The organism is Janthinobacterium aquaticum (assembly GCF_009208565.1).
GTDB lineage: Bacteria > Pseudomonadota > Gammaproteobacteria > Burkholderiales > Burkholderiaceae_D > Janthinobacterium.
Genome location: NZ_WFLK01000002.1, coordinates 1 through 12,844, shown reverse-complemented (window position 1 = coordinate 12,844; position 12,844 = coordinate 1). Strand labels below are relative to the sequence as shown.

At 65.7% G+C, this 12,844-nt stretch carries 7 protein-coding genes; 6 read left to right on the top strand and 1 reads right to left on the bottom strand.

The window, feature by feature from the left end; translation table 11 throughout:
- The first annotated feature begins 69 nt into the window (after positions 1-69).
- Positions 70-1,275 (top strand): GGDEF domain-containing protein, encoded by a 1,206-nt coding sequence (locus GCM43_RS03015; RefSeq protein ID WP_152242053.1) that lies wholly within the window; start codon positions 70-72, stop codon positions 1,273-1,275.
- Here the strand turns inward: GCM43_RS03015 and GCM43_RS03010 are convergent.
- Positions 1,262-2,479: an MFS transporter gene (locus tag GCM43_RS03010; RefSeq protein ID WP_226929290.1), complete on the bottom strand. Its 1,218-nt coding sequence runs from the start codon at positions 2,477-2,479 to the stop codon at positions 1,262-1,264. The genes GCM43_RS03015 and GCM43_RS03010 overlap by 14 nt on opposite strands.
- A 163-nt stretch (positions 2,480-2,642) precedes the next feature.
- On the opposite strand from GCM43_RS03010, the gene GCM43_RS03005 reads away from it, so the two are divergent.
- From GCM43_RS03005 to GCM43_RS02985, 5 genes are all read left to right on the top strand, one after another.
- A complete protein-coding gene (locus tag GCM43_RS03005; RefSeq protein ID WP_152242052.1) occupies positions 2,643-3,554 on the top strand; it encodes a LysR family transcriptional regulator in 912 nt (303 codons plus the stop codon).
- A 188-nt stretch (positions 3,555-3,742) separates the two neighbouring features.
- A complete protein-coding gene (locus tag GCM43_RS03000; protein WP_152242051.1) occupies positions 3,743-4,108 on the top strand; it encodes a GntR family transcriptional regulator in 366 nt (121 codons plus the stop codon).
- Positions 4,105-4,998 (top strand): ABC transporter ATP-binding protein, encoded by an 894-nt coding sequence (locus GCM43_RS02995; protein ID WP_152242050.1) that lies wholly within the window; start codon positions 4,105-4,107, stop codon positions 4,996-4,998. The genes GCM43_RS03000 and GCM43_RS02995 overlap by 4 nt, the downstream gene beginning before the upstream one ends.
- The gene (locus GCM43_RS02990; RefSeq protein WP_152242049.1) at positions 4,995-5,996 is read left to right on the top strand and encodes a hypothetical protein; all 1,002 of its coding nucleotides are present in this window, start codon (positions 4,995-4,997) and stop codon (positions 5,994-5,996) included. Before GCM43_RS02995 ends, GCM43_RS02990 begins: the two co-directional genes overlap by 4 nt.
- A gap of 743 nt (positions 5,997-6,739) precedes the next feature.
- Positions 6,740-12,844, top strand: a 6,105-nt coding sequence (locus GCM43_RS02985; protein WP_152242048.1) for a hypothetical protein, incomplete at its 3' end; no start/stop codon positions are given.

Sequence of the window (12,844 nt, the reverse complement as noted above, 5' to 3'; positions counted from 1 at the left end):
ATCGCTCCCGGCTTGCTGGAATGCCGTCATGCTCCAGCCATGCGCGGCGTTTTTTTTGAGAGTCCTGCAGTGCATAGAATCGACGTCCCTTCCCTGTTCATCGCCATGACGCTTAATCTGCTGATTATGGCCGTGGCGCTGCCGTATTTCATGGGCCGCGTCAACCGCGCGGCGCGCCGCGCGCAAACCGGGATCGCACTGCAGACGGCGGGCTGGGTGTTCCTGCTGTCGTCGAGCACTTTCGAGCGTGGCGGCCACGGCGACCAGCTGTTCTCGACATTGGCCATGGCCTGCGTGTCGAGCGGCATGGTGTTTAACGCCATGGCCTTTGAACTGTGGTGCGGCCGCAAGCCCAGCGTGCGCGCGCCGGCGCTGATTGCCGTGCTGATGACGGCCGGCTACGGTATCGGCTTTTCCAGCTATGTGTTCCGGGTCGGCTGGGCCAACAGCCTGCTGGCGCTGCAGATGGCCACCATCGTGTATTCACTTTGCCGCAAACCGCAGCTGCCGGTCGGACGCTGGCGCTGGCTGCTGGTGATCTGCCTGGTGCTGCAGATGCTGGTGCTGGCCTGCCGCGCCATGCTCGGTGTCTTCTTTACCGCCGACTTTCCGAACTTTTTCGGCCCCTACCTGGTCAATCAGATCTTTGCGCTGTCGTCAAACGCCACCATGGTACTGTCGGTGGTGGCGATCCTGCTGGCGCACCGCGACGAGGCAGCGCGCGAACTGGAACGCCTGGCCACGCTCGACGGCCTGACCGGCGCCCTGAACCGCCGCGCCTGGCTGCAGCAGTGCGCCGTCGACCTGGCCGGCAGCACGCGCCATCGGCAGCCGGTCGGCGTGCTGATGCTGGACCTCGATTATTTCAAGCAGATCAATGACACCCACGGCCATGGCGTCGGCGACCGCGCGCTGCAGCTGTTTGTCGAGGGCATGCAGGCCACAGGGCGCAGCGGCGACGCGTTCTGCCGCTACGGCGGCGAGGAATTTTGCGTACTGCTCAACGGCGCCGACGTTGCCGCGGTCATGGCCTACGACAAGCGCCTGCGCCTGTGGCTGGCGCAGCACCCTGTCGAAGAAATCGGCTGTGGGCTGTCGTACAGCGCGGGCCTGGCCATGCGCCTGCACAACAGCGACAGCATCGACGCCATGCTGCAGCGCGCCGACGTTGCCCTCTACCAGGCCAAAGCGCAGGGGCGTGGCCGCACGCTGGCCAGTGCCACCAGATCGTCCTCGATGCCGCCGCCGGATACCGATCCGCTCAGGCGGATTTGACTGCGCGCGCCATGCGGGCCGTCAGCCAGGCGAGCCCGCTTGCCAGCAACAGCAGTGCGGCGCTGACGCCAAAGGTCCAGCGATAACCGCCGACATCGAACAGCAGGCCGCCCAGCGTGGAGCCGAAAGCAATGGCCAGCTGAATCACGGCAACCATCAGCCCGCCACCGGCTTCGGCGTTACCAGGCAGCGAGGTCGCCAGCCACGACCACCAGCCCACAGGCGCCGCAGTGGCCACCAGCCCCCACAAGCCGAGCAGGACAAACACCACCGCCAGCGACTTGCCGAACACAATCAGTGTCAGCGCAATGGCCGCCATCAGCAGCGGAATCACGATCAGCGTGCGATAGACGCCGGCCTTGAGAAACCGGCCGATAACGAGCGTGCCGGCAAAGCCGGCAACACCCAGCGTGGCCAGTGTCAGCGACAGGGTCGGCAGGGAGACCTGAGTGACGCTTTCAAGGAAGGGTCGCACATAGGTAAACAGCACAAACTGCCCCATGAAAAACACGCCGACGGCAAGCATGCCGCGGATAACCAGCGGCTTTTTCAGCAACGACAAAGCGTGTTCAGATTTGGCGGTACGCGCCTCGGCCTGCATCGAAGGCAAGCTCAGGTATTGCCAGGCCAAGGCTACGATGGACAGCGGCACCAGGCACAAAAAGGCGCCACGCCAGCCGATCACGCCACCGAGATAGCTGCCCAGCGGTGCCGCCACCACGGTAGCGAGCGCATTGCCGCTGTTAAAGATCGCCAGCGCCCTCGGCACGCTGTGCGGCGGCACCAGGCGCATGGCCACGGCGGCCGACATCGACCAGAAGCCGCCCACCACCACGCCGATCAGGATGCGGCCCAGCATATAGACCGGGTAGCTGCTGGCCGTGCCGATAACCACCCCGGACAAGCACATCAGGGCCGTCATGAGCAGCAGCAGCGTCTTGCGGTTCATGGCGCCGGCCAGCGAGGAAATGGACAGGCTGGTCAGCACCGCAAAGGCACCGGAAATGGCGATGCCATAGCCGACCAGCCCCTCGCTGATCTTCAGATCAGCGGCAATCGGCGTCATCAGGCTGACCGGCATGAATTCGGAAGCGATCAATGCAAACACGCAAAGCGTCATGGCAAATACGCCGCTCCAGCAGGCCGCAGTAGCGCCTGGCGCACCCGCCTGTTGCGGTCGCGCCTCCAGTCGTTGAGCAGTCATGGGCATCTCCGTGCAAGTAAAGAACATTATCTTGCCAGTGCAGCATTACCTTGATAAGCCACTGTAATCTGGATGAGCTTATGAGCAAAATTCATTAATTTAGCCGCTTCCACCAAAATACTGGTGGCTATAATGGAGACAGTTTTTTGAGGAAAATTCAGCAATGAACCCGGCCAAATTCAACACAGATTCCAAGCTCAGCCAATTGCAGGCGTTTGTGATCGTGGCGCAGCAGCAGAGCTTTACCAAAGCTGCCGCCAGGCTCGAGGTCACCCCGTCTGCGCTGAGCCACACCATCAGGACGCTGGAGGGGCGCCTGGGCGTGCGCCTGCTGACCCGTACCACCCGCAATGTGGCCCCTACCGAAGCCGGTGAAAAGCTGATGCGCTCGATTGGCCCCTTGTTCGAGCAGATCGCCGCCGAGGTCGATGCGCTGGGCGAGCTGCGCCACAAGCCGGCAGGCACCATCCGCATCACCTGCACCGATGACTCGCTGCAGTTCTGCATACGGCCCATCCTGGTCGAGTTTCTTGAAGCCTATCCCGACATCACGCTGGAACTGTTTGTCGACTACGGCTTTACCAACGTGGTGGAGGAACGGTTCGACGCCGGTGTACGTATGGGAGAAGCGATCAGCAAGGACATGATCGCCGTGCGCATCGGGCCCGACTGGAGCCTGGCGCTGGTCGCCTCGCCCGCCTACTTTGAGCGCCACCCGGCGCCGGCAACGCCGCATGAACTGACCGGCCATACCTGCATCAATATCCGGCACCGCCCTTCCGGCCCGATCTACGCCTGGGAGTTTGAAAAAGACGGCCATGCCTTTACCGTCCGCGGCGAAGGCCAACTGGTCTACAACAGCATCATGCATGTCCTGAGCAGCAGCCTGGACGGCATCGGCATCGGCTATATACCGGAACAGCTGGTGGCGCCGTACCTGGCCGACGGCAGGCTGCAGCGCATCCTAACGGACTGGTGTCCGGTGTTTGAAGGTTTTCACCTGTATTACCCGAACCGCCGACAGGCGTCGCCGGCGTTTACCGCCTTTGTTGAGGCGGTCAGATATCGGGGCTGACTGCGGCCGGGGCCAGCACCGCCACGTGGCGTGCAATAAATATCCCGCAATTCGCGCGTGACTGCATCGTTTTTTCGCTTTAGTGTTATAGTTAACTACAACACCAACTTACCAACTCACCTGGAGGCCCCGATGCATGCAGTATTGCCCACGCACCGTCCCGACCGGTTCTTGTCGGAGCGCATCCCATGAGCGCCGACTGGAACGACAATAGTCCGATCTACCGCCAGCTCAAGGCGCGGGTGGTCGGCATGATGCTCGATGGCACGCTGCAAGCCGGCGACGCCCTGCCCTCGGTGCGCCAGGTGGCGGCCGACTATCAACTCAACCCCATCACCGTGTCGCGCGCCTACCAGGAACTGGTGGACGAGGCGCTGGTGGAAAAACGCAGAGGACTCGGCATGTATGTCTTGCAAGGCGCCCATGAAAAACTGCTGGCCAGCGAACGCGAACGTTTTATGCGCGAAGAATGGCCAGCCATGCTTGAACGCATTCATCGTCTGGGGCTGGACCTGGATCAATTGCTCGCAGCGGACAAAGGGGAACGCACATGACGCCCATCGCAAACAGCGCCGATAGCGCCGATAGCGCAAGCGTAATCAGCGCGCGCAATCTGCGCAAAGTGTATGGCGGGCAGGCCGCCATCGATGGCTTGACCTTTGACATCGCCCCGGGGCGCATCTTTGGTCTGATCGGGCCGAACGGCTCGGGCAAGACCACCACCCTGAAAGCCATCCTGGGACTGACCGGCTTCGAGGGCGACCTGACGGTGCTGGGGCGTGATCCGCGCCATGAGCGCGACGCGCTGATGGAAGACGTCTGCTTTATTGCCGATGTGGCGATCCTGCCGGCCTGGCTGCGCGTAAAGGACGCCGTCGATTTCGTGGCCGGCGTGCATCCGCGCTTTGACCGCAGCAAGGCCGAGCGCTATCTGGCGGCCACCAAACTCAAGCCGTCGATGAAGGTCAAGGCCATGTCCAAGGGCATGGTGGTGCAGCTGCACCTGGCGCTGGTAATGGCCATCGACGCCAGGCTGCTGGTGCTCGACGAGCCGACGCTGGGTCTCGACATTTTGTACCGCAAGCAGTTCTACCAGAACCTGCTGGAAGACTATTTCGACGAGAACAAGACCATCGTCATTACCACCCACCAGATCGAGGAAGTTGAACATATCCTCAGCGACCTGATGTTCATTCGCGAAGGCAAGATCGTACTGTCGGCGTCGATGGAAGACATCGGCGAACGCTATGTCGAGGTCATGGTGGGCCCACAACACATCAATCCGGCGCGCGCCTTGCAGCCGATCAGCGAGCGCAGCGTGTTTGGCAAGTCGGTGCTGCTGTTCGACGGCGTGGCGCGTGAACAGCTGGCCGTGCTTGGCGAAGTGCGCACGCCGAGTCTGGCAGACCTGTTTGTCGCCACCATGAAAGGAGCCGGACAATGAAACACATCACGGGCAAGAAAATGGGCTGGCTGATCCGGCGCGAACTGTGGGAACACAAGGGTATGCTGCTGTGGACGCCTGCCGTAATCGGCATCCTGATGACGCTGCTGGGCGGTCTGCTGGCCTTTGGCGCCGTTGCCAGGACCAAGGTGCGCACCGCCCTGATAGTCAACGGCGAAGAAATCTCGTGGGGCGCCGTCCTCAATGCGCAGTCGTTTGCCCACCGCAAGAGCGAAATTATCCAGGCCGTGGCCAACAACTACACCTATACCGGGGCGCCGCTATTCCTGGCACTGGGCTTCCTGGTGTTTTTCTACTGCCTGTCGGCGCTGCATGACGACCGCCGCGACCGCAGCATTCTGTTCTGGAAATCGCTGCCGGTATCGGACGCACAAACGGTGCTGTCGAAGGCAGCCGTTGCACTGCTGGTCACGCCCATGATCGTACTGGCTGCAGCCAGCCTCAGTTCGCTGGCGCTGATCCTGATCCTGTGCGGCGTGCTGGCAGCGAACGACATCCACGTTGTTGCCGAGCTGGCCAGTGCGCCCGGCCTGTACCTGGGACCGCTGCGTCTGTTCGGCCTGCTGCCGGTCTATATGCTGTGGGCGTTACCGACGGTGGGCTGGCTGCTGCTGGTATCGTCCTGGGCGCGCAGCAAGGTATTGCTGTGGGCCGTAGGCGTGCCACTGTTGCTGCTGGTACTGGTGGCCTGGGCCGGCAAAATGGCGCAAGCCGACCTGCCGGTACACTGGTTGCAAACCAATGTGATTGCTCGCGCGCTGGTGGGGGTCCTGCCAGGCAGCTGGTATGTGTTCGAACCTGCACTGCTGCCGGCAACGCCGGCCCATGCCGACAGCGGGCCACGCATGCTGCAGTTTGACTTGTTTGCCAATTCCTGGTCCAGCCTGGCCCTGCCCTCCGTATGGGTCGGCGCTTTACTGGGCGTGGGCATGATCGCTGGCGCCATTCGCCTGCGCCGCTGGCGCGAGGAAGGTTGACGCCTGCGGCAAGCAACATTGCGTCACCATGAAACACGCCCCGCCAGTCGGGGCGTTTTTCATGGCACGCACGCCAGTTTGACCAGATCAGGCAGTGACTACGGTTTTGACAGCATGCATGAATATGAACGCATGATCGTCGCTATTCAATTGATACCTGATCGGCGACATATAAAACACCATGTCTTATTCAAATAAAAAAATCCATTTCATCCAAACAAACAATCATCAGGCAAAAAAGCAACAACTACGTTTTCGATAGCCGACTGATTCGTGCGAAAAACACCAGCAATAAAGCCAAAGCCGTAACCGCTCTTCACAATAAATACAAAATGGTGAGAATTGGTGATAATCCGGCTTAAAAAACACAGCAATAATAAAGTCGTAAATTATAAATAAAAATAAAACACATATTTCTAAATTGAAATAATAAACACAGTAAAAATAAGGACTTACATGAAAATTTGACTGCGCAATCCCATCACTTCCAGCTGCCTGAGCATGCAGGAAAACATGAATAAAGCAGTCACCCACAAGAAAGATGCAAAAGCGACAATCGATTCACGAGCACGAAAAATTTTTTTGATCAGCAATGCCTTGGCAAATATGTTTTACTAACTATCAGCACTCACCAATACAACAACACGGCCCAAGCAATGCCGGAATCCCATGGAATGTCCGATGCCATTCCATTATTAATTTTTTGAGAATAAAGCACTCAACACTTATCCGGAGATTACAAAATGGCCACCACACCTACCCCAGCCCAGACGCCCGCCAATAACACTGCAGCACAAGGCGTTCCGGCCGCAGCGGCAGCGCAGGGGAATCAAACCGACATGCAGCGCTCGGGCAAGGCCATGCAGCAGAAAAACGATCAACGCAAACGCTATGACGAGGAAGAACTCGAACAGCAGGAAGCGAGCAAGGTCATGCCGGCCGAATACGTGGTGGAGGTCAATGGCACGGCCGAATCGGGGGTGGCAGGCAATGCCGCCGCGCTCGCTGGCGCTGCTGCTGCCGCGGCTGCCCTGGCTGGCGGCAGCGGCACGGCTGCCGACGCTGCGGCGGCGCAAGGCGATCCTGACGCCAGCGGCCAGAGCGGTGCGGCAGGGCTGGGCGCGGCAGGCACCGCCGGTGGTGCGGCCATTCCAGGCAGCAGCGTGGTCGGGATTGCCGGCAGCAGCGCCGGGGCCGGCGCAGGGGCCGGCATGGGCGCCATCGGCGGTATTTCAGGCATGGGCGCCATCGGTGCGCTCGGCGGCCTGGGCCTGGTAGCAGCGGCCGCCGGCGGCGGTGGCGGCACTACCGCCGGCACTGGCGGCGGTACCGGTGGCACCGGCAATGGTGGCACCGGCAACGGCGGCACCGGTGGTTCGACCGGTGGCCAGGGCGATGGCGGCACCGGCGGCTCGCGCCAGGCCATTACCACCGTGGTGCCAGCCAATGGCGTCAATGCTGCAGCGGCCGCCGTCGCCGCTGCCAGCGTGGCAGCGGCCGATGATGCTGCGGCTGCAGCTGCGGCTGCCAATGCGGCGGCCGCACGCGCCGCAGCCAATGCCGCCGCGCAAGCCGACCAGCAGGCGTCGCAGGCCCAGGCCGCCGCAGGGCAGGCGCGCGTCGATGCGATCGTGGCGGCGCAGGCCGATGCGAATGCGCCGGTAACGGCGGCCACTGCCGCCGCTTCACAAGCGGCCGCCGCCGCGGCCGTCAATGCCGATAATGCCGCCGCGGCCGCCAATGCTGCTGCGGCAGCCTCCAGCGCCGCCGCCATCGCCGCCCAGGCAGCGGACGCCGCCGTCCCCGTCGCCACCCAGGCCGTACAGGATCGCGCCGCCGCCCTGGCCGCCGCTGATGCCCTGGCTGCGCAAACCGACGCCCAGGCGCTGGGCGCCGCTGCCGACAACGCCGCCACTGCCGCCGCAGCCGCCAATACCCAGGCTGGCCTGACCGATGCGCAGGCGCTGGGCGCTGCCGCCAGCAACGATGCCGCCAACGCCGCCCAGGCCGCCGCGCTGGCCGACAGCACCGACGCTGCCGCCCTGGCGCAAGCGGCCACTGTCGCCAGCGCACAAGCTGCAGCTGCAGCCAATATCGCCAACCAGACTGACGCCGCCGCACTGGGCCAGGTCTACGACAATGCCGCCACCCAGGCCAGCCAGGCGCAGGCCACCGCCGATGCGACCGACGCCGCCGCCCTGGCGCAGGCTGCAACCGCCGCCCAAGCTGCGGCCCAGGCCGCCGCCACCAAAGCCGACGCCACCGATGCGGCAGCGCTCAGCACCGCCGCCGCGCAGGCAACGCAAAATGCCGCCAACGCCACCACCGTGGCCAACCAGACCGATGCCGATGCGCTCAAGGCCTCTGCCGACGCTGCTGCTACGCAAGCGGCGGCCGCCCAGGCCAAGGCCAACGAAACCAGTGTCGATAACCTGCTGCAAGCTTCGGTCAACGCCAATATCAATGCCGCCGTTGCCGCAGGCGTTGCCAACCAGACCGACGCCGTCGCCTTGAGCGCCGCCGCCACGATAGCGGCCAACAATGCCGCAGCAGCCAACGCGCTGGCCAACCAGACCGACGCCGCCGCACTGCAAACGGCCTATAACAATGCCCAGGCGACGGCAGACGCCGCAGCCGCCCAGGCCGCCGCCACCGACGCACCAGCCCTGCAACAGGCAGCCAACGCCGCCAACACGGCGGCCCAGGCGGCCGCTGCGCTGGCCAACCAAACCGATGCCGCTGCACTGCAAGCTGCTGCACAGACTGCCGCCCAGGCCGCCAGCGACGCCGCCGTGATTGCTGACCAGACCGATGCCGGCGCCTTGCAAACAGTCTATGACGCCGCCGCGCAGGCATTGGCAAACGGTGCTTCGCCGCTGCTGCAGGACTTGAACGCCGCCAATGCCGCCGCGCTGGCCGCCGCCAACCTGGCCAACCAGACCGACGCCGATGCACTGAGCGCCGCCGCCGTGCTGGCCAACCAGGCTGCGCAAAATGCCGCCAACCTGGCCAACCAGACCGACGCCGCCGCGCTGCAACTGGCCAGCGATGCCGCCCAGGCAGCGGCGCAGGCAGCGGCCACGCAGGCCGCTGCAAGCGACGCTAATGTCCTGACGCAAGCGGCCAACGCCGCCAATGCCGCAGCCCAGGCGGCCGCCAACCTGGCCAACCAGACCGACGCCGCCGCCCTGCAAGCGGCAGCCGCCAGTGCAGCCCAGAACGCCAACGCCAGCGCCGCGATTGCTGGCCAGACCGATGCGGCTGCGCTGCAAACGGCCTATAACAACGCCCAGGCCGCTGCCAACGCCGCCATCGCCCAGGCCGCCGCGACCGACGCCGGCGCGCTCGGGCAGGCAGCCAGCGTGGCCAACAACGCCGCCACCGCTGCCGCCGGCATCGCCAACCTGACCGATGCCGGTGCGCTGCAGACAGCCTCGAACGCCGCCACCCAGGCTGCCAACAATGCCGCCGCCCTCGCCGCGCAGACCGATGCCGCCGTGCTGCAGGTCGCCTATGACAACGCCGTGGCAGCGCAAGCGGCCGCGCAGGCGCAGGCCGACGCCACCGACGCCGCAGCACTGGGCCAGGCCGCCGCCGTCACCAACGCCACGGCACAGGCAGCGGCGTCCGTTGCCAACGCTACCGACGCCGCCGTGCTGACCGGCGTCGCCAACGCCGCCGCGCAACTGGCGGCCAACGCCGCAACCCAGGCCAACGCCAACGATGCGGTAGCGCTGCAGGCAGCATATGATGTGGCCCAGGCCACTGCCGTTGCCGCCGCCACGCTGGCCGGCAATACCGACGCCATCGCGCTCGGCAGGGCCGCCGACAGCGCCAACGCCCAGGCCGCCAACGCGGTGGCGCTGGCCAACGCCACCGATGCCAACCTGCTGGCCACGACCGCCGCCACCGCCGCGCAAAACGCCGCCAATGCCGCCGCCATCGCCGCTGCCACCGACGCCACCGCGCTGGGCCAGGCCTATAACGCAGCGCAAGCTGGCGCCGACGCCGCCGCCAGCCAGGCCGCCCTGACCGATACGGCGACCCTGACAGCAGCTGCCAACGTCGCGCAAACGGCCGCCATCAATGCACAGGTACAAGCCGACGCCACCGACGCCGGTGCACTGGCTGCAGCCGCCGCCAACGCCGCCAGCGCCGCCGCAGCCGCCCAGACGCTGGCCAACGCCACCGATGCTGCCGCGCTGCAGATCGTTTCCGACAACGCCAGCGCCGTCGCCCAGGCAGCCGCCAACCAGGCCAACCTGACCGACGCCGCCGCGCTGGCTGCTACTGCCAGCAACGACGCCATTGCAGCGCAGAACGCGCAGAATCTGGCCGACACCACTGACGCCACCGCCCTGACCGCCGCGTCCAATACCGCTGCGCAGGCAGCGGCGAATGCCGCCACGATTGCCAATATGACCGACGCCGTGCAGCTGAAGGCAGACTACGATGCCGCCGCTGCCAGGGCTGCCCAGGCCAACGCCGCTGCCAGCGGCATCAACCTGACAGCGCTGGTCAATGCGGCCGACGCCAGCAACCTGGCGGCGATTGCCGCCAATCTGACGGCCAACCAGAGTGACGTACTGGGCCTGCAAGTGCTGGTCAATAACCTCAATGCAGCCGCCAACTCCGCCAACCTGCTTGCCCTTGCCACCGATGCCGATGCGCTGAACCTGATCTCGAGCGCCGATGCGGCAGTCGCTGCCACGCTGCAGGGCATCGCCGCGCAGACCGACGCCGCCGCCCTGGCCGCGGTGGTGGACGGTCTGCTGGTGAGCGCGCAGGTGAATGCGGGAGCGCTCGGCGTCGATCTCAGCGCCGTCGCCACGGCAGCCACGGCAGCGGCAGCGTCGGCCGCCGCCGCCGCCACTGCCGCGCTGACCAACGCCGATGCGCTGGCGGTCATTTCCACTGCCGATGCAGCCGCCGCAGCCGCGGCAGCCCTGCTGGCTTCGCAGACCGACGCGACCGCCCTGGGCGTGATATCGAATACGGCTGCCACCGTCGCCGCCACTGCCCAGGCGACGGCCAACCTGACTGACGCAGCAGCGCTGGGCGTGCTCTATAACACCGCCAACGCTGCCGCCGCCGCTGCCCAGACAGCCGCCAACGCCACCGATGCCGTCGCGCTGGGCCTGGTCTCGACTGCCGATGCCGCCACCGCTGCCGCCCTGGCCAATATCGCCAGCCTGACTGACGCCACGGCGCTGGGCGTCATTTCGGCCGCCGACGCCGCTGCTGCCGCCGCCCTGCAAACGACGGCCAACCTGACCGACGCGGTGGCGCTGGGTGTCATTTCAACCGCCGCTGCCACTGCATCGACCGCTGCCAGCCACCTGGCCGACCTGACCGATGCCGTGGCGCTCGGCACGGCGTCAACTGCCGCCACGGCAGCGGCCAACGCAGCGCAGGCAACGGCCAACCTGACCGACACCGCCGCGCTGAGCCTGGTAGCCACGGCCGACGCCGCGCTGGCAGCCACCGCCCAGGCCACTGCCAACCTGACCGACGCGGTCGCGCTGAACATCGTTTCAACCGCCGCCAATATCGCTGCCGCAGCTGCCGCCGCGACCGCCAACCTGACCGACGCGGTCGCGCTCAATACGGTCTACACCGCCGCGGTGCAGGCCGCCAATACGGCGCAGGCCACCGCCAACCTGACCGACGCCGTGGCGCTGGGACTGGTGGCCACCGTCGACGCCGCCGCTGCTGCCACCTTGCAAAACACCGCCAACCTGACCGACGCGGTCGCACTTGGCCTGACGGCCACGGCCAATGCGACCGCTGCGACGGCAGCCGCCACGCTGGCCGGTCTGACCGACGCAGTGGTACTGGGCACCACTCATACGCTCAACGTCACGGCCGCAACCGTGGCGGCCACCAAGGCAGCGCTGACTGACGCAGCCGCGCTGACCACGATCGCCAACAACGATGCTGCAGCAGCAGCGGCGGCGGTCGCCACGGCCAACGCCCAGCCGCTCAACGTGGTGGCGCAATTGGCGGTCACCACCACCGCCACCACGGCGTCTCTCTCGCGCGCCGCCGCCAATGCGGCCATTGCCGACGACGCTGCCGCCGCCAATGCAGCAGCCACTGCCGCCGCCTCGCTGACCGCGCTCAATAACGCGCTTGCTGCCGACAACGCGGCCACCGCTGCCGCCACGCTGGCTACCGTCTCGCAACTGGCGGCGCAAACGGCGCTGGCTGACGATGCCGCTGCGGCCGCTGCCGCCATCGTGGCATCGACCTCGCAGGCCGCCTACCAGGCGGCACTGGCTGCCGATGCAGCGGCCGCCTCGACCGCGACCACCGCCACCAACGCGCTGTCGGCACTCAATGCCGCGCTGGCCGCCGATGCCGCCGCCGCCTCGACTGCCGCCCAGGCGGTGCTGGCCAATGCCGCCACCGCTGCCGCCGTGGCCGATGATGCCGCTGCCGCCGTGGCAGCAACCACCGCTGCCGCTTCGCTCGCTGCCTACAATGCAGCCCAGGCTGCCGACAACGCCGCCGCCAGCGCCACCACCATCGCCAACAATGCACTGGCAGCGCTCAATAGTGCACTGGCCGATGACGCCGCCGCCGTCGCGGCAGCAGCCAACGCTGCCACCACGCTCGCTGCCACCACGGCCGCGATTGCCGCTGATACGGCAGCGGCCGCTGCCGCCAACGTGGCCGCCTTGTCGGCGGCCGCCACGCAGGCGGCAATCAACGATGACCTGGCAGCGGCCGCCGCCGCCAACGTTGCCAGTGTGTCGCTGGCGGCCACCCGGGCCGCGCAAGCGCTCGACAACACCGCCGCCGCCGCCGTGGCGGCCGCCAACAGCGCGCTGGCCGCACTGAACGCC

Bases quoted from the DNA above. Each gene is read 5' to 3' on its own strand.
- GCM43_RS03005 (WP_152242052.1), top strand. From the start codon at position 2,643: ATGAACCCGGCCAAATTCAACACAGATTCCAAGCTCAGCCAATTGCAG.
- GCM43_RS03010 (WP_226929290.1), bottom strand. From the start codon at position 2,479: ATGACTGCTCAACGACTGGAGGCGCGACCGCAACAGGCGGGTGCGCCA.
- GCM43_RS02990 (WP_152242049.1), top strand. From the start codon at position 4,995: ATGAAACACATCACGGGCAAGAAAATGGGCTGGCTGATCCGGCGCGAA.
- GCM43_RS03000 (WP_152242051.1), top strand. From the start codon at position 3,743: ATGAGCGCCGACTGGAACGACAATAGTCCGATCTACCGCCAGCTCAAG.
- GCM43_RS02995 (WP_152242050.1), top strand. From the start codon at position 4,105: ATGACGCCCATCGCAAACAGCGCCGATAGCGCCGATAGCGCAAGCGTA.